The following is a 17,163-nucleotide window of genomic DNA, read 5'->3' on the forward strand; positions in this document are numbered from 1 at the left end:
CCTTGCCGGTCAAGCGCCATGCAGCAGCACATACCAGGCGGCGACCGTCAGTTGGCAAGCCAACACCACCAGCGTTAACACCAGTCGCATGCGCAAATACCAAGACGGCCAGTACACTTTCATCCAGCGCACATCCACCGCGTACAGTGCCAGATAAGCGAGGCTGTAGACCAGCACTTGCCCGAGTGTTGGCAGCAGAAGTCCAATCCCTGCGATGACAAAAAAGACTTGGCTCAGCACCATGGTGACGAAGGGTGATTGCGGGTAAGAGCAGTTCTCCAGTTGCATCGCGATAGGCCAGTACACCCCTGCCATGAACGCGAGGATGCCGGCGCTGTAGACATAAAACCACGATATTGCCGTGACGCTGAATTGCGGTACCAGAAACAGGCTGGCGACGGCGGCAATGAACGGAAAGAGCCCGGCGATGCCTACGACGATCGCCAGTCGTGCTACCGCGATCACGGTTTTTCCCTCTGGGCTTTCTCTCTTTGCACACGAATACGTAGCGGTTCGATCTCCGCCGGCTCCATACCGACCATCTCGTGGTAGGCAGAGGGATGAACGACCTGGGTTTCGCGCACCCGGAAGGCGGCGAGGGTATCCTGCAGTTGCCATGCGCTGCGGAACAGACTGGTGACACCCTGTTTGTCCGACAGTAACAACTCACGCCGGTCCAGGGTCAGGCGCGCCATGTAGTGCTGGCCTTCCAGGGAGATGATTTCCAGCAGTTCAATGACCAGGTCATTGCTGTCTCTCAGTTCTTCCAGGGTGATTCTCACAATGACGCTCCGGAATTGAAGATATAGGCAGTCTTACGACCCGGAAGCGTTATGAGATCAGTTGCTGAGCGACTGGCAGGCCTCATGCTGGGGGCAGTGCAGCAGGTGATCGTTCACCATCCCGGTGGCCTGCATGAAGGCATACACGATGGTTGGGCCGACAAACGTGAAGCCGGCGCGTTTGAGGGCCGCGGACATGGCTTCGGATTCCGGGGTGGTGACCGGCACCTGATCGATGCTGGGCCAGCGGTTTTGAATCGGTTCGCCTCCCACAAACGACCACAGGAAATCGCTGAACCCGATACCCTGCTCGCGGAGCTTGAGAAACCCTCGGGCGTTCTTGATAATCGACCTTACTTTCAACCGGTTACGGATGATGCCTGGGTCGGTGAGCAGCTCTTCAACCCGGGCTTCATCGTAGTGCACAATTCGTTCGGGATCGAAGTGGTCGTAGGCTTCACGGTAGCTGTCCTGCTTGCGCAGGATGGTAATCCAGCTGAGCCCGGCCTGCTGGCCATCCAGGCACAGTTTTTCGAACAGCGCCAAGTCGTCGTACTCTGGCCGGCCCCATACTGTATCGTGGTAGTGCACGTAGATCGGGTCGGTGCCGCACCAGGGGCAGCGTTCCATGTCTGGCATCAGGCGTTGTACTCCTATTTCCGGTGAATGGCGGCTGCGGCCGGATCAGGGTTGGAGTCGCTGGATCAACCAGCCATCGCCATCCCGTAGGTATTCGAACCGGTCGTGTAGTCGGCTCGGGCGGCCCTGCCAGAATTCAATGCGTTCGGGCACGACCCGGTAGCCGCCCCAGAAGCTGGGTAGAGGGATCTCGCCTTCGCTGAATTTGTGCTTGAGCTCCGCCACTTTCTGCTCCAGCAACCCGCGGGAGGTGACGACCTTGCTTTGTTCCGAGACCCAGGCGCCAATCTGGCTGCCCCTCGGGCGGGAAGCAAAATAGCGCAGGGACTCGGCCTTGCTGACCTTTTCCACTTTGCCCTGAATGCAAACCTGGCGGTTCAGGCCGATCCAGGGGAATAGCAGGGCTGCCCTCGGGTTCTCATCCATTTCCCGGGCTTTTCGGCTGCCGTAATTGGTGTAGAACACAAACCCCTTGTCGTCGAAGTACTTCAACAGGACCGTGCGCAGGTCGGGCATGCCGTCGCTACCGGCGGTGGCCAGGGACATGGCGTTTGGCTCCAGGATGCCTGCTTGCCGCGCGTCCTCAAACCAGTGCTTGAACTGACGCACAGGGTTGTCGTCCAGGGCATCACGGTCGAGCCCTTCGCTTTCAAAATCACGACGCATGTCGCCGATGTCCATAGACCTTACCTCGTCATCTAGTAACGATGTCCTTTACGATCGCTGAGCATATCGGGTTCAGCAGCGGCTGACAAAACGGGCCTCGGCCGACTATCCTAGTGATCAGAGGGGGCGCACGCCCTGTATCCCGCTGTTGAGAAGGAGAAATCTGTGGCCGCGAGCCGTCGAGCAAACCGCCTGATTAGTTACTTGACGATGGGGTTGTTGGTGCTCATCGCGCTGTACGTATTGGCGGGTTTCCTGCTGGTGCCCTGGTGGCTGGAGCGGGCGTTGCCTGAACAGCTGGCGGAGCGACTGGGTTGGCAGGTCGAGGTCGACGATGTTTCGTTTAATCCGCTTACCTTCACTGTTGGTGCCGAGGGCCTGTCGGCTCAGGACGGCGACGACACCAAAGTGGTCAGTTTTGAACGCCTGGGGTTGGATCTGAACCTGGTGCAACTGGTCAGTGGCACGGTGGGATTTGAAGCCATTGAGCTTCAGGAGCCGTTCGTTCGCCTGGACCTCTTGGAGGATTACAGCGTTAACTTTGTCCGGGACTGGCAGCGAAACAACCCGGCTCCGGAACCACCGGCTGGACGCAGCCAGACTGATGACGAGTCGGCCATGCCCCGCCTGTATTTTGGCCAGATCAGTATTAATGGTGGTGAGCTGCTGTTTCGCGATTTCAGCAAGGCAGAGCCGGCGGAGTTCCGGATCAGCCCGCTCGACCTGAGCCTGAATGATCTCGCCAGCTGGCCACGGGATGAACAGGACAGCAACGACAGTCTGCAAGCGGCCATTGGCGACGAGACCATCGACTGGCAGGGCGACCTCAGTCTGGCACCTCTGTACTCGAAGGGCACGATCAAGGTCAGTGGGATTGGTTTTCAGACCCTGGAGCATTTCCTGGCACCCTATCTGCCCTACGATCTGCGCGGTGGCAAGGTCAGCCTGAGTTCCGATTACGAATTACAGATAGGGCAACGATTCCTGCTGGTGACTCGCAATGGCAACCTGTCACTGGACGAGTTGGCCATCGCTGTTAATAAAGACAGCGAGGAAGCCGAATTGACCTCGGGCACCCTTAGTGTCGATGAGATCAGCTTTGATCTCAACGCCCTGGCGGCAGACATGGGCCAGGTCACCCTCGATGGGCTCGAAATCGCAGTGACCCGGGGCCAGTCCGGCGCCATTGACTGGCTGGCACCTTTCTCGGACACCGCCGCCGACTCGGCATCCGAAACCGAGGCTGCGGGGTCCGGGGCGTCGTCGTTCCGTTGGTCGGTGGCCGGTATCTCCTTGTCTGAAGGCCAGCTTCGGTGGCGGGATCAGCAACCGGAAACACCGGCGGATTTGGCTCTGGAGCAATTGTCGCTGTCGGTTGGGTCCCTGGATCACACGCTGGATGAGCCGGTGAACTACCAGGCCGAGGCAACACTGGCCAGCGGTGGTCGGCTCACGCTGAACGGCCAGTTGACCCCAAAACCCTTCACCCTGGAAGCCGCGGTTTCCGGCTCAGAGATCGCATTGGCCGCCTTCGAGCCCTATGTCCAGGAGGGCGCCAACCTGAGCATTGCCAGTGGCACCCTGGGACTGGACGGCAACCTGGACCTGGATGGCCAGCAGGAGCCTTTAACAGGAACCTTCAGCGGCACGGCGGAAGTGGCCGGGCTGGCGGTTCAACGCCGCGACCAGGACAGCCGGCTGCTGTCCTGGCAAACCCTGCGTCTGGCGCCGATCGAGTACAACGTCGCCCCGGCTCGGCTTGAGATCGGCACGGTGACGCTGACAGGGCCCCAGGTCAATGCGGTGCGCAGCGTCAATGGTAGCCACAACCTGGCTCGGGTGTTCCGTTCCAGCCCTGAAGAAACCTCCGAGGATGACAGTGACAAAGACCCTGGTTTCATTTTCCGGATCAAGCAACTGATGCTGGAGCAGGGTGAAATCGCCTACACCGATCGCTCTATTGAGCCGGTGTTCACTACGCGCTTTGACCAGCTGTCCGGCAGCGTGACCGGCCTCAGTAACATTCCGCCGCAACAGGGCAAGGTCAAAATCAGTGGTCGTGTGGGCGAAGTGGCCAAGCTCGATTTTTCCGGCAATCTCGGCACCCTGGGCACCGACGACGTCAGCCAGATGGAACTGGCCATGACCGAACTGTCGCTGCCGGAGCTGGGGCCCTATTTCGGTCGCTACATTGGCTATCAGGTGGACAGTGGCAAGCTCAATCTGGATCTGAAGTATGAAATTACCGGCACCCGGCTGAATGGTACCAACCTGGTGGTGATGGACCGTCTTGAGCTTGGTGAGCCGGTTGCCAGCGACGAGGCTGTCGATGCCCCGGTGTCCCTGGGACTGGCGTTACTTCGGGACCGGGATGGGGTTATTGAAGTTAAGCTGCCGATCAGCGGCGATCTTTCGGACCCGCAGTTCAACATCAGTCGGGTGGTCATGGGTGCCTTTGTGAACCTACTGGCGAAAGCGGCATCGTCGCCATTTGGCATGCTGGGTTCGATTGCCGATTTGGCCGGTTTCAACAGCAATGAGTTGGGACAAGTCAGCTTCAAGCCCGGCAGTACCGAGTTAGCGGAGGGTGAGCCTGCCAAGTTATCGGCCCTGGCCGATGCTCTGTTGGACCGTCCGAAACTCTTGCTGAGTGTCCGTGGCGGCGTGGCGCCCGAAGCCGATGGCCTGGCGCTGCTGCGCAAGGAGTTGACCGCAAACGGCGCCAAGTCGCTGTCCGAGGGTGATTGGCAGGCTGCCCGCCAGGCCTTCTTGGCCGGTGAGCGCACTTTGCCGCCGGAGGCGCTGAACAATCTCGCCTCAGCCCGTGGCCGTGCGGTCAGGACCGTATTGCTGGATACCCATGAAGTACCTGCAGACCAACTGTTCATGCTCGATCCTTCGCGTCAGGCGTCGCTGGATGAGAGTGGCGCGGTGACCGTGCAATTCAGTCTGGATGTTCGCTAACGCCTCTTGAAGTTGGTCAGAAAGCCCGGGGGTAATTGCAGCCCCCATTTCTCGACCATCATCCGGTAGGAACCGTCGGCCACCAGGGGTGCTAACCGCTGCATCATGTCGCTGGCGCTTACCGGGCCGTTTCTGCGGGCAATAATCCGGAGTTCGTAGCGCTGATCGAGCCGGTCAGAGATCAGCAGTTGGCGCCAGTCTTCTGGTTGCTCCGACAGGTGCTGTTGCAGGTAGGCCCGGCTGATGATCGCCACTTCCGCCACCGACGGGCGGTCGGCCTTGATCAGTTTGAGGGCGCGGTTCTGGCTGTCGGAAAACTCGATACTGTAGTTTTTCTGCAGGGTTTTTGTGTTGTTTTCCAGGTCGGCAAAACCGTAGTAGTAGCCGGATATCACAACCAACTGGCGGTTGCCGATGTCGTTGAAGAAATCCAGGTCACGGCCAGGCTTTCTCAAGGCGACATAGAGGTCTTCATAGGTGAGGATCGGCCGGCTGAAGGTTATCTCCCGGTGCGCCCAGCCCCAATTGGAGCTCTCGAAGAAAATCACGTCGTACAGGCCGGCGTCGAAGTCGAGGTGCCGGCGTTTGGGCGAGGTGTGAAAGATCTGAATGTCGATATCGTTGTGGGTTGCTTCAAGTCCCTGCACCAGATCGGCCAGCAATCCATGAGGCTGGTGGTCTTCGCTCACCTTGGCAACCGGTGGAAAATGGTAGGCACCCACGGTTATCACGGTTTTTGCCTGCACAACGGAGGTTCCGCCCAGCAGGAATGTGGTAATGACGACTGCCAGGGTTAGGTTTAGTCTGTGGAGGATTGGCACGATCGACTCATATTATGTAGCGGTTAGGTACACGTTCAGACTACCACCGGGTTTACCTGGGCTAAACCGTTCAATTATAAAGTTCTGCAAAATAGGAAAGCGCAATATGGTTCACCCGGCAAGCCACTTCTTTGCATACATTTCACGCCTGCGTTGGATCAGGCGTTGGGGTTTGATGCGCAATGCCATTGAGGAAAACGTAGCTACCCACTCCTGGGAGGTGGCCACCCTCGCCCACGCCCTCGCCCTGATCCGCAACCGCCATTTTGGCGGTCAGGTCAACGCCGACCGGATTGCCGCGGCAGCGCTTTACCACGATGCCACAGAAGTGATCACCGGTGACATGCCGACACCGGTCAAATATCACTCGAAAGTGATGCGTGAAGCTTTTGGCGACATAGAGCACAAAGCGGAAGGAGAGCTGTTGGCGTTGTTACCGGAGGATTTGCGTGCCGATTTTGCGCCCTACGTACAGGAGTCGAAGCTGCCAGCGGAAGACAAGGAGTTGATCAAGGCGGCTGACCGGCTGTCAGCGTGGTTGAAATGCCAGGCGGAAATTCGCGCCGGCAACAGTGAGTTCGAGCCGGCGGCGAATCAGATCAAGGCCCGTCTTGATGAGGACGGGCTGCGGGAAGTGGTGTATTTCATGGACGTATTCGCGCCCAGTTATGACAAGCCCCTGGATAACCTGCTGGAATAATCGCTCCAGCAGGCAGTCCCTGGTCTCAGGCGTCGGCGGCGGAGCCGACCAGGCCACCGCGCAGGCCGTCACGATGTAGGGACTGGCGCACTGTGTCCTCCGGGCTGCCGGCGAGCGCCCGGAACATGCCCATGGAGCCGAGCAGGGCTGAAGATTCGTAGGGCACGAATACCCGTTCACCATCCTTGGCCATGGTCGGCAGGGCCTTGATGTAGCTTTGGCCCAGCAGGTAGCCGATAACGGTTTGCTTGTTGTCTTCAGAGTCGCCCATGGCGCTGAGGACCAGTCGAATGGATTCCTGCTCACCCTGGGCGCGCAGAATGGCGGATTCCTTGTCGCCCTGGGCGTTGAGAATCGCCGATTCCCGCTGACCCTGGGCCATGGCGATGGCTGCGGCCTTCTCACCTTCGGCCTCGGTAACCGTGGCGCGGCGTTTGCGCTCCGCCGCCATCTGCAGACGCATGGCCTCTTCTACTTCCTCCGGCATGCTGATGTCCTGCACTTCCACCCGGGTCAGTTTCACGCCCCACTTGGAGGCCGGTTCTTCCATCTCGGCCTGGATGGCGTTGTTCACTTCACTGCGGGATTCAAACAGCTTATCCAGTTCCATCTTGCCGACCACGGAACGCAGGGTGGTCTTGGCCAGAACCTCAACCGCCTGGCTCATGTTGGCCACCTCGTACACTGCGCGCCGGGGATCGATGATCTGGTAGTAGAGTGCGCCGTTGATCTTGACCGTGACGTTGTCGGTGGTGACCACCGGCTGGCCGGGGAAGTCCATCACGGTTTCCCGGCGATCAATACGGGTCTCGTCACTGGTGACCGGGTGATAGTCCTCGCCCATGCGCACGTAGCGGATCATGGTGATCGGTCGTGGCCGCTCGATGAACGGAATGATGATATTAACGCCACTCTCCAGAACCCGATTGAACGAACCCAGGCGTTCGATAACCATCACCTCCGACTGGCGAACGATCACCAGGCCTTTGGCGATGATAAAAATACCGATGACCACGAAAACCAGGCTGAGCACCAGCCCCGGTGAGATGAACGACTCCATGTTTACTGCTCCGTATGAGTGATAGGTTCGACGACGGCGGTGGTGCCGTCAAAGTGCTTGAAGAGGACTTCGGTGCCTTCAGAAAGCTCGGTGCCGCCGGTGCTTTCCACCCGTAGTCGATAGAAATCACCGTTTACCTTGATGCCGCTGGCTCCGTCGAAGTCCCGAATCAGGGTGCGGTAGCGCCGGCCGTGTTCAACTCCGGTGCCAGTGGTGCCATAGGCTACGCCTTTGGGCGAGAACCGTGGTCGAATCCAGCGGATGGCAACGGGCACCAGCACGCCGGAAAAAATACCCATGCCCACCAGCTGCCACTCGAACGGCAAACCGATGTAGGCCAGCACGGCGGTCAGGGCTGAGGCAATGCCCAGCGCCAGCAACAACAGAACGCCTGAGGTCAGCTCGGCCAGGCTGAGCACCAGCGCCAGTATCAGCCAGAAATGTGTAAGACTCCATTCCATATACAGCTACCATTAATCCAGAGGTGGTGGGCTGGCGATACGCGCCGGCCGACGAAAATCGATTGTACCCAATTCCGGCAATGGCGTCCCAAGGTGGCTGCAGCGCCTGGTGATGATGTCGACTGGAGCCATATTCAGCACCAGGGCGGCTGGTAAAGTAAAGCCTGTCTAAACGTTCACCAACCTGTCCGAACACCAACAAAAAGGGGTCGTGTGACCATGAAGGATCTGATGAACAAGGTTGCTGTTGTTACGGGCGCGGGCTCAGGTATTGGTCGTGCATTGGCCAAAGCCCTGGCAGCCCGGGGCTGCCGGCTGGCGCTGTCGGATGTCAATGGAATCGGGCTGGCGGAGACCGTGGCCGGTCTGAAAGAAGCGGACGTGAGAAGCTACCACCTGGACGTGTCCGACCGGGATGCCATATACGCCCACGCCGAGGCGGTGGCAGCGGATTTTGGTCAGATCAATCTGGTGATCAACAACGCCGGTGTGGCGCTTTCGGCTTCGATCCGGGAAATGACCGACGAGGACTTCAAGTGGGTCATGGACATTGATTTCTGGGGCGTTGCCCACGGCAGCCGCGCTTTCCTGCCGCACCTGATCGCCTCCGGCGACGGTCACGTGGTGAACGTATCCAGCGTGTTCGGTCTGATCGGAGTGCCCAAGCAGAGTGCCTACAACGCCGCCAAGTTCGCGGTGCGAGGTTTTACCGAGGCGCTACGCCAGGAAATGAAGCTGGAAGAGCAGCCAGTTGCAGTCAGCTGCGTTCACCCCGGTGGCATCCGGACCAACATTGCCAATGCGGCTCGCATGGGCAGGTCCGAGAATGCCGCGGCCCAGCGCAAGGGCTTTGACAAGATGGCGATGACCACACCCGAAAAAGCCGCTGCCATCATCGTCAAGGGTATTCTCAAGGACGAATCCCGGATCCTGGTGGGACCGGACGCCTGGGGCATCGAGGCAATTAACCGGTTGCTGGGCGCAGCTTACCAACCCCTGGTGGAACGATTCTCCCGCAAGAATCTCTACCGATGATTGCTGCCGGTTAGGGACATCGGAGGTCTGTCTGGCAGCTGTACAGGCTGGAAGTACGGTCTATAATTGCTGATCAGCCTGGGAAGACACAGCATGAAAACGCCGAACCATATGGATCTGGGGGCGACCCTCGAACAGAGTCGTTCAGGTCTCAGGGACAGCCATCGCCGCTCTCTGATGCGCCTGCTTTTTGCTATCACCGGCGCGTCGCTGGTTATGTTTGCCTGCCTGCAAATCCTTAATGGCTTCTGGTGGGTGGCGGCGGGCGAGCTGGTGGCCAGCGCGCTGCTGTTCTTCGGGGTGTGGCGCCTGCAGGTTACCGATTTCCTGCAGCAGTGGATCTGCGCCTACCTGGTGATGCTGTTTTCGTTTTTCCTGATCATTATGGTGCTGCCCGAGGCCTCGGTTTCGGCCTTCGTCTGGATTTTGATGATCCCGGTCCTGGCGTACCTTTTATTAGGTAAGCACGAGGGCATGATTCTGTCGCTGCCGTTCATGCTGGTGGGTGTTGTCATCTACTACCTCCACCTTGGCGACATGGGCAGCGCCCACGTATTGATTGATCTGCTGAACCTGGTGCTGTGCGCCGTTCTCATGCTGACCTTCATGCATGTCTATGAGCAGCGCCGGGAAGAGTCGGAAAAGCGCCTGGTGGACATGGCCCAGACCGATGCCCTCACCGGCCTCGCCAACCGAAGCAGTTTTCAGAGCACGCTCAACCGGACCATTGCCGAGTGCGAACGCAGCGGTAACGGGTTTGCGCTGGTGATCATGGATATCGATCACTTCAAGGTGGTAAACGATACCCTCGGCCATGATGCCGGCGACCGGGTGTTACAAAACATCGGAAAGTGTCTGACAGAGCGGCTGCGGGCGACCGATGCTGTCGGCCGGCTGGGTGGCGAGGAGTTCGGTTTGATCCTGAAGGATGTGAAAGCCGCTGCCGCCTTCGAGCTGATGGATGAATTGCGTCAGCGCATTGCCGGTTGTCATCTCGCCTACGGACAGGCTTGCATCCGAGTGACCGCCTCATTCGGCCTCGCCCAATGGCCAGAGCATGGCCGAAGTGCCGAGGCGTTGTTCTGTATGGCAGACCGGGGTCTATACACCGGTAAGCGCGCCGGTCGCAACTGCGTGGCCCAGGCCGATGGTGTAAAACAGTCCTCCTCACAATGTATTTCGGCTGGCCAGACGGGTTAAATCGGGTACCCTTGGGGCATAACCCACACCTTGGAGGGACCGCCCCGGTTATGTGCGAACTGCTGGCTATGAGTGCCAACACCCCCACCGATCTCTGTTTCAGTTTTACCGGCCTGACTCGACGTGGTGGTGATACTGGTCCACACAAGGATGGCTGGGGTGTGGCGTTCTACGAAGGCAAGGGCGTGCGTGCGTTCCACGATGTCGACGCCAGTGCCAATTCGCGCCTGGCCGAAGTGGTGCAGACTCACCCGATCAAGAGCGAAGTGGCCGTTTGTCATATCCGACAGGCCAACGTCGGTGAAATCTGCCTGGCCAATACCCATCCCTTTATCCGGGAGCTGTGGGGTCGCTACTGGGTATTTGCCCACAATGGCCAGATCACCGGGTTCCGCCCGTCGCTAGGCTTCTACGAACAGGTAGGCGCCACCGACAGTGAGGCGTTGTTTTGTGACATCCTCAATCACCTGCGCCGGGACTGTGATCGCAATACCACGACTGAAGTCATTGTAGAGCACCTGGTGGCGTTGGCCCGGGACTACGCCCGCCGGGGTATTTTCAATCTTCTGCTCAGCAACGGCGACTGGCTATTCACCTACTGCAGCACCAAGATGGCCAGCATCACCCGCAGAGCGCCATTTGGCCCGGCGCGTCTGAAAGATGCCGATGTGATTGTCGATTTCGAATCCGAGACCACTCCCAATGACATAGTCAGTGTGATCGTGACCGAACCACTCACCACCGACGAGGTCTGGGACATCTACCAGCCCGGGGAATGGCGCCTGTGGCGTAAGGGCGAGGTGGTGATGTCCGGAACGTAAGACCTCGCCCGGGATTAGTTCACTGCAGGGTGCGGCGGTTTCCGGTTTGGTATTCCGGAGCGACATAGGCTTGTATCTCGCTTTTGAACTTGGCCACCAGCTCACTGTTATCCTTGTCCCAGGGGTGAAAACCCGGCCTGAAATAGTCCAGCCAGGCCGGAATCAGGCTGGAAAAGTTGCCGTTACGTCCCCAGAGGCGCCAAAGGCCCTTCGCTGAGGATGTGAGCGAAAAGTTCCTGCGGTCGCTGAGCATCATTCGGCCGGTAAACCATGTCGTCACCACGCCCAGAATTGCCGTACTCACCAAGAGGTAGGCAGTGCGCTCGAGATAGGTGCCGCCGGCCTGCTGGAACACGTCGTAGGCCACCGCCTTGTGCTCGGTTTCTTCAATGGCATGCCAGACCCAAAGTGGGCGCATACCCTCGTCCATTTCTTCTCGCACGTCGTCCCGTTCCAGCAGCATATCTGCCATCATTGCGGTGATATGTTCGAGGGCGCAGGTTACCGCAAGTTGATGTCGCTTCGGCAGCATCCGGACAGCATCAAGAAGTACCTTGAGGTCCTCCTCCATGACCTCCACTGGCGCGCCCTGATCGCGCACGTGCTGGTTCATGGCCGTGTGCTCAAGGGAGTGCATGGCTTCCTGTCCGATAAAGCCCCGAACCTCCTCCTTCAGTTTCGGGTCTTGGAGCATTCCGCGGAAGGCCCGCACCGAATCCACGAAGAATTGCTCGCCCTGTGGAAAAAGCACCGACAGCGCATTCATGGTGTGACTCACCAGATAGTTCTGGCCGATCCAGTAGCGAGGCACTTGCTCCCCGAATTCGAAGCCCATGCGTTGAGGTTTGATACTGACATTGTCCGGCGTATTCGATGCCTGTGTGCTGGTGACGGGTGTTGTTTCGGGTGTTTTTGAGCTCAGCATGGATGACTCCTTACCTTGGCTGATGTCCTGTAGCCAGTCTGTGAGAGTCAATGATCCAAAGGAATGCGCGAACGGGACGGCTACCGTTCAGGTTGGGCCATAGCCTGGCCATGATTGACTGTGCTGACGCCTGCCGCCCTTTTCCCGCCCCACTGTGGTGCTGTTGGGCTTTTGCTAGAGTCCGGGGAGTGTCGTTGTAAACTTCCGTGAAGGACCCTTAGATGGCAACAACAGGCAAGGACAACGAGTGGCGAATGTTGGGGCTGTTCCTGGTACCCGGTGTTTACATGCGGGTCCTGGCCGAGACCGTTCGTCAGCTGGGCTATAACGATCGCAGGCTCTATGAGGGGCTGGCGTTCGGCCCAGAGGATCTCAAATCGAACGACAGCCGGGTCTTCGTTACCGACGCCATGGTCATGGCCCAGCGGTCAGTGGAGATGGCGGGCAAGGATGGCCTGAGCTTCGCCTTGGCCCGGGAGCTGCGTCTCACCATCCACGGCACCCTGGGCTTTGCTGCGCTCACCAGCCCCACCTTTGAAGGCGCATTGAATTCGGTGCACCGGTACCTGCAATTGCGAGCACCGTTCCTCAGCATGAAGCAGTCCCTGAATGACGACCGGGTGCTGGTGCAGCTGTGCAGCGAGTTCGAAGTACCCGAGCTCTACCCCTTTTTGTCTGAAACGGTCAGTGCCACACTGATTTTTCTCACTGAACAATTGCTGGACCGGGATGACGCCGAACGCCGGGGCTTTGCCCTGGAGGCCGGCAAACTGCCGGGTGTCAGCGTGCGCCTCAGTAGCCCGGAGCCTGCCTATTACAGCCGGTTTGCAGGTCAGCTGCCGGTGCAGTTCCATTACGGCCAGCCGGAAGTCATGCTGGTGTTCCCCAAAGGCCTGCTGGATGTGCGCATGCGACTGGCTGATGCAGAAGCCTCGGAGATGGCGCGGGACCAGTGTGAATTCGAGCTGCAAAAGGCGCTGAAAGAACAAGGCGACATCACCCTCGCCATCCGCAACATGTTGCGCATGATGCCTGGCCCATTGCCGTCTCTGGAGGATATGGCAGAACGCTTCTGCGTGTCTTCCCGAACCCTGAAACGGCGCCTGGCCGAGAAAGACACCCACTATCGGGAGATTGTTGAATCGGTGTTGAAAGACCGCGCAATTCAGTTGCTGCGCTACACCAGCCAGTCAGTCAGCGAGATTGCCTACGAGTTGGGGTACGCGGATCTGTCGAATTTCAGCCGGGCGTTTCGCAAGTGGACGGGGAAGTCGGCCAGTGAGTTTCGTGAGGGTGGGCCGGATCCGGCGCCTGAATTGGGGCCCTGAGTTGGGTTCTTGGGGTCTCTTTTTTGGGAGTGGGGTCGCAGGGGGGGTGACCTCGCGAAGGGCCGTCCTATAGATTCTTGTCCATTAGTTCTTTGAATTCAGTAACTATGCCCCTATTGTCTGTCGGACGGGGGTCAGATTAGTTTTCCCGCCAGGAAAAAGATGTCTGAGCGCAGCGAGTTGTTTTTCCCAAGGGAAAACTAATCTGACCCTCGGCCAGCCACCAAGCTCTGCAGGCCAGGTAGCTGCTCAAACCAGTCGATGAGCTAGAAGGAGAAGGAATGGAAGCTCGAACGGACACCCACAGTAAACTCTTTGGCTATCTGCTCTGGATCTTCGGATTCCTGGGTTCCCACCGCTTTTACTACGGTAAGCCGATTACCGGCACCATCTGGTTCTTCACACTGGGACTACTGTTCATTGGCTGGATCATTGACCTGTTCCTGATTCCGGCCATGGACCGGGAGGCGGACTTGCGGTTCCGGGACGGCGAGGTCAGCTACAACATCGGCTGGCTGTTGCTGACCTTCACCGGGGTCTTTGGTTTGCACCGGATGTACCAGGGCAAGTGGATCACCGGCATTCTCTACCTGCTCACCGGCGGCCTGTTCCTGCTGGGTGTGTTGTACGATTTCTGGACCCTGAACGACCAGCTCTCCGAACGCAACAAGGAACGGCGGTTCGGCTGATCACCGGGCTGCCGCCTTTTTGTCAGACCCGGTTCAGGCGGCCTCGGTTTCCGACTGATTGACGGCAACCTCAAGCCGAATCTCGTCACCGTCCAATAACACGGGGTAGGTTTTAACAGACACCGCCTCGTCCTCCAGGCACTGACCCGTCACCAGGTTGAAATGCTGTTTGTATAACGGCGACGCCACTACCGGCTGCCCCTTCAAGTCGCCGGTAAGCCCCCGGGCCAGCACATTGGCGCCGCTGAACGGGTCGGTGTGACTGATGGCAAACAAAGCCGGCAGCCGATGCGGCAGATAAAACACCGCCACCGGCCCATCTTCGGTCCACACCGCGATGCCCGATTCCGGCACCAGATCGCCAACAGTACAAACCGCATCCCAATAAGTACGAGCTTTCATAGTTTTGCTCCTTTAATCCTTAGCTGTCGATATTCGAAAGTTCTGTGAGTGAGGGGTATGGGGGTACTTTTCTGTCAGGGAAAAGATGTCTGAGCGAAGCGAGTTATTTTCCCAGAAGAAAAATACCCCCATGCCCCTCGCTCCACCCACAAAATCAAAAGGCTAGGCCGACTCAAGCACCGGCCGCCGCTGATCCCGCTCCGTCGTCCACTGCTGCACCGGATCCTTCTGCGCCGGTGCATTCACAAACTCCCGGAACCGCTTCCGTTTCTCCGGATCCTCCACCGCGGTCTTCCACTCACACTGGTAAGTTCCAACAATGCCGTCCATGTGCTCTTCCAGTTCCGCACAGATCCCCAGACTGTCCTCCAGTACCACCTGCTTCAGATACTCCAGGCCGCCCTCCAGGTTCTCCATCCAGACACTGGTGCGCTGCAGCCGATCGGCGGTGCGGACATAGAGCATCACCACCCGGTCGATGGTGCGGATCAGTTCCTCGTCCGACAGGTCGGTGGCAAACAGATCGGCGTGGCGCGGACGCATGCCGCCATTGCCGCAGACATACAGGTTCCAGCCGTTTTCGGTGGCGATCACCCCGAAGTCCTTGCTCTGGGCCTCGGCGCACTCGCGGGTGCAGCCGGAGACCGCCATCTTGACCTTGTGCGGTGCCCGTAGGCCCTTGTAGCGGTCCTCCAGGCGGATCGCCATACCGACACTGTCTTGCACACCATAGCGGCACCAAGTGCTGCCGACGCAGGATTTCACTGTCCGCAGGGACTTGCCGTAGGCGTGGCCGGTCTCGAAGCCGGCGGCGATCAGCTTTTCCCAGATCTCCGGCAACTCACTCAGAGTGGCGCCAAACAGGTCGACCCGTTGGCCGCCGGTGATCTTGGTGTAAAGGTTGTACTGCTTGGCCACCTCGCCCAGCACAATCAGCTTGTCCGGAGTGATCTCACCACCGGGAATACGCGGCACGATGGAATAGGTGCCGTTCTTCTGCATGTTGGCCATGAAGGTGTCGTTGGTGTCCTGAAGCGGCACATGGTCAGTGGCCAGAATGTGTTCGTTCCAGCAGCTGGCCAGGATTGAGCCCACCGCCGGTTTGCAGATGTCGCAGCCGTGGCCACGGCCGTGCTGCCGAATCAGGGTGGCAAAAGTGCGAATGCCATTCACCTTGACCAGGTGGAACAGCTCCTGGCGGCTGTACGGGAAGTGTTCGCACAGGTCCTTGCTGACCTCCACACCGCGTTTTTCCAGTTCGCTGTCGACCACGTTTTTCAGCAGTGCGGTACAGCCGCCGCAGCCGGTACTGGCCTTGGTTTCGGATTTGACGCTGCCAAGGTCGCCGCAGCCGGCATCAATGGCGCCGCAGATGTCGCCCTTGGTGACGTTGTGGCAGGAACAGATCGACGCGGTTTCCGGCAAGGCATCCGGGCCCAGGGCCGGGGCGCCGCCCTGGCTCTCTGGCAGGATCAGGGTTTCCGGATTGTCCGGCAGGGCAATGCCATTGAGGGCGTACTGCAGCAGGGTGTCGTAGTGACTGTTGTCGCCCACCAGGATGGCACCGAGCAGTTTCTTGCCATCCTCGCTGACCACCATGCGGCGGTAATGGCCAACCTGTTCGTCGTTGAAACGGATGTTGCGGGCGCCCGGGGTCTGGCCGTGGGCATCGCCGATGGAGCCGACATCCACGCCCAGCAGTTTCAGCTTGGTACTCATGTCGGCGCCGGTGAAGGCGGCGTCCTGATCGCCGTTCAACACCGACGCCAGGGTACGGGCCATGGTGTAGCCGGGGGCGACCAGGCCGAAAATACGCTGGTCCCAGAGTGCGCACTCGCCAATGGCGTGGATGTGCGGGTCCGAGGTGGTGCATTGATCATTCACCACGATGCCGCCGCGTTCGCCGACCTCAAGGCCGCTGCTGCGGGCCAGGGCATCCTGGGGCCGGATACCGGCGGAGAACACGATCAGGTCGGTTTCCAGGTGGCTGTCATCGTTGAAGTTCATGCGCAGGCGAGCTTCTTCACCGGCTACGATAGCGGTGGTGGCCTTTTCAGTGTGTACCTGCACACCCAGCTCTTCGATCTTGTGGCGCAGCAGCGCACCGCCGTCGGTGTCCAGCTGCACCGGCATCAGCCGCGGCGCAAACTCCACCACGTGGGCCTGCAGGCCCAGGCTCTTCAGGGCGTTGGCGGCTTCCAGACCGAGTAGGCCGCCGCCCACCACGACACCGGATTTGCCAGCCTGAGCGCTGGCACGGATAGCGTCCAGATCCTCCAGGGTGCGATAGACAAAGCAGTGCGGGTGCTCCCTACCCTCAATGGGTGGCACGAACGGGTAGGAACCGGTGGCCAGCACCAGCTCATCGTAGTTGTAATCGCCCTTGGGGGTGGTCACTGTGCGCTGGTCGCGATCCAGGCCAGTCACCGGCTCGTTCAGCAGCAACTGGATGCCCTGTTCGGTGTACCAGTCTGAAGTGCCCATGGCGAGATCGGTGTGGGTGGACCCGGCAAAGTATTCCGACAGGTGCACCCGGTCATAGGCGAGCTGTTTTTCTTCGCCAAAGACCAGAATGTCATACTCTGCAGCGGCGGGGCTGGCGACCAGCTGTTCAAGGAAGTGGTGGCCAACCATGCCATTGCCAACGACGATCAGGGTTTTCTTGCTCAT

Annotated in this window: 17 protein-coding genes; 7 read left to right on the plus strand and 10 right to left on the minus strand. The window is 59.2% G+C overall.

The annotated features are described in order from the left end of the window. Window positions 1–9 precede the first annotated feature (9 nt). The 4 genes from FCS96_RS08095 to pdxH are packed head-to-tail and all read right to left on the minus strand — an operon-like array spanning window position 10 to window position 2,102. On the minus strand, window positions 10–465 hold the full coding sequence (locus tag FCS96_RS08095) for a DUF3429 domain-containing protein (protein ID WP_138439854.1): 456 nt from the start codon (window positions 463–465) through the stop codon (window positions 10–12). Further along, window positions 462–782 carry a DUF6482 family protein gene (locus FCS96_RS08100; RefSeq protein ID WP_138439855.1) on the minus strand — a complete coding sequence of 107 codons (321 nt, stop codon included), beginning with the start codon at window positions 780–782 and terminating at the stop codon, window positions 462–464. Before FCS96_RS08100 ends, FCS96_RS08095 begins: the two co-directional genes overlap by 4 nt. 57 nt (window positions 783–839) lie before the next feature. After that, on the minus strand, window positions 840–1,421 hold the full coding sequence (locus FCS96_RS08105) for a DNA-3-methyladenine glycosylase I (protein ID WP_138439856.1): 582 nt from the start codon (window positions 1,419–1,421) through the stop codon (window positions 840–842). 45 nt (window positions 1,422–1,466) lie between these two features. Then, a complete protein-coding gene (gene pdxH, locus FCS96_RS08110; RefSeq protein ID WP_138439857.1) occupies window positions 1,467–2,102 on the minus strand; it encodes a pyridoxamine 5'-phosphate oxidase in 636 nt (211 codons plus the stop codon). 150 nt (window positions 2,103–2,252) lie between these two features. On the opposite strand from pdxH, the gene FCS96_RS08115 reads away from it, so the two are divergent. Beyond that, the gene (locus FCS96_RS08115) at window positions 2,253–5,051 is read left to right on the plus strand and encodes a DUF748 domain-containing protein (RefSeq protein ID WP_228264053.1); all 2,799 of its coding nucleotides are present in this window, start codon (window positions 2,253–2,255) and stop codon (window positions 5,049–5,051) included. Here FCS96_RS08115 and FCS96_RS08120 read toward each other — a convergent pair. Beyond that, a complete protein-coding gene (locus tag FCS96_RS08120; protein ID WP_228264054.1) occupies window positions 5,048–5,872 on the minus strand; it encodes a substrate-binding periplasmic protein in 825 nt (274 codons plus the stop codon). The two genes, FCS96_RS08115 and FCS96_RS08120, sit on opposite strands and share 4 nt — an antisense overlap. A 106-nt stretch (window positions 5,873–5,978) precedes the next feature. Here FCS96_RS08120 and yfbR point away from each other — a divergent pair, with 106 nt between their 5' ends. Next, window positions 5,979–6,572 carry a 5'-deoxynucleotidase gene (gene yfbR, locus FCS96_RS08125; RefSeq protein WP_138439858.1) on the plus strand — a complete coding sequence of 198 codons (594 nt, stop codon included), beginning with the start codon at window positions 5,979–5,981 and terminating at the stop codon, window positions 6,570–6,572. 25 nt (window positions 6,573–6,597) lie between these two features. Here yfbR and FCS96_RS08130 read toward each other — a convergent pair whose 3' ends face one another. Beyond that, a complete protein-coding gene (locus FCS96_RS08130; protein ID WP_138439859.1) occupies window positions 6,598–7,632 on the minus strand; it encodes an SPFH domain-containing protein in 1,035 nt (344 codons plus the stop codon). A 2-nt stretch (window positions 7,633–7,634) separates the two neighbouring features. Next, entirely contained in the window at window positions 7,635–8,093 is a 459-nt protein-coding gene (locus tag FCS96_RS08135; RefSeq protein ID WP_138439860.1) for an NfeD family protein, read from the minus strand. 219 nt (window positions 8,094–8,312) lie between these two features. Between FCS96_RS08135 and FCS96_RS08140 the strand changes: the two genes are divergently transcribed. From FCS96_RS08140 to FCS96_RS08150, 3 genes are all read left to right on the plus strand, one after another. Next, window positions 8,313–9,128, plus strand: coding sequence for an SDR family NAD(P)-dependent oxidoreductase (locus FCS96_RS08140; protein WP_138439861.1), 816 nt, complete (start codon window positions 8,313–8,315; stop codon window positions 9,126–9,128). A 93-nt stretch (window positions 9,129–9,221) separates the two neighbouring features. Further along, window positions 9,222–10,328, plus strand: coding sequence for a GGDEF domain-containing protein (locus FCS96_RS08145; protein WP_138439862.1), 1,107 nt, complete (start codon window positions 9,222–9,224; stop codon window positions 10,326–10,328). A 50-nt stretch (window positions 10,329–10,378) separates the two neighbouring features. Next, entirely contained in the window at window positions 10,379–11,149 is a 771-nt protein-coding gene (locus FCS96_RS08150) for a class II glutamine amidotransferase (protein ID WP_138439863.1), read from the plus strand. A 19-nt stretch (window positions 11,150–11,168) separates the two neighbouring features. On the opposite strand, the gene FCS96_RS08155 is transcribed toward FCS96_RS08150, so the two are convergent. Then, the gene (locus FCS96_RS08155) at window positions 11,169–12,074 is read right to left on the minus strand and encodes a metal-dependent hydrolase (protein WP_138439864.1); all 906 of its coding nucleotides are present in this window, start codon (window positions 12,072–12,074) and stop codon (window positions 11,169–11,171) included. 221 nt (window positions 12,075–12,295) lie between these two features. Between FCS96_RS08155 and FCS96_RS08160 the strand changes: the two genes are divergently transcribed. Continuing rightward, complete coding sequence (locus tag FCS96_RS08160; RefSeq protein ID WP_138439865.1) at window positions 12,296–13,402, plus strand: helix-turn-helix domain-containing protein; 1,107 nt, start codon at window positions 12,296–12,298, stop codon at window positions 13,400–13,402. A gap of 281 nt (window positions 13,403–13,683) precedes the next feature. Further along, window positions 13,684–14,091: a TM2 domain-containing protein gene (locus FCS96_RS08165; RefSeq protein WP_138439866.1), complete on the plus strand. Its 408-nt coding sequence runs from the start codon at window positions 13,684–13,686 to the stop codon at window positions 14,089–14,091. 33 nt (window positions 14,092–14,124) lie between these two features. On the opposite strand, the gene nirD is transcribed toward FCS96_RS08165, so the two are convergent. Both nirD and nirB read right to left on the minus strand, forming a co-directional pair. Then, complete coding sequence (nirD, locus tag FCS96_RS08170; RefSeq protein ID WP_138439867.1) at window positions 14,125–14,493, minus strand: nitrite reductase small subunit NirD; 369 nt, start codon at window positions 14,491–14,493, stop codon at window positions 14,125–14,127. A gap of 162 nt (window positions 14,494–14,655) precedes the next feature. Continuing rightward, window positions 14,656–17,163, minus strand: coding sequence for a nitrite reductase large subunit NirB (nirB, locus tag FCS96_RS08175; RefSeq protein ID WP_138439868.1), 2,508 nt, complete (start codon window positions 17,161–17,163; stop codon window positions 14,656–14,658).

Source organism: Marinobacter alexandrii, assembly GCF_005871205.1.
Lineage (GTDB): Bacteria > Pseudomonadota > Gammaproteobacteria > Pseudomonadales > Oleiphilaceae > Marinobacter > Marinobacter alexandrii.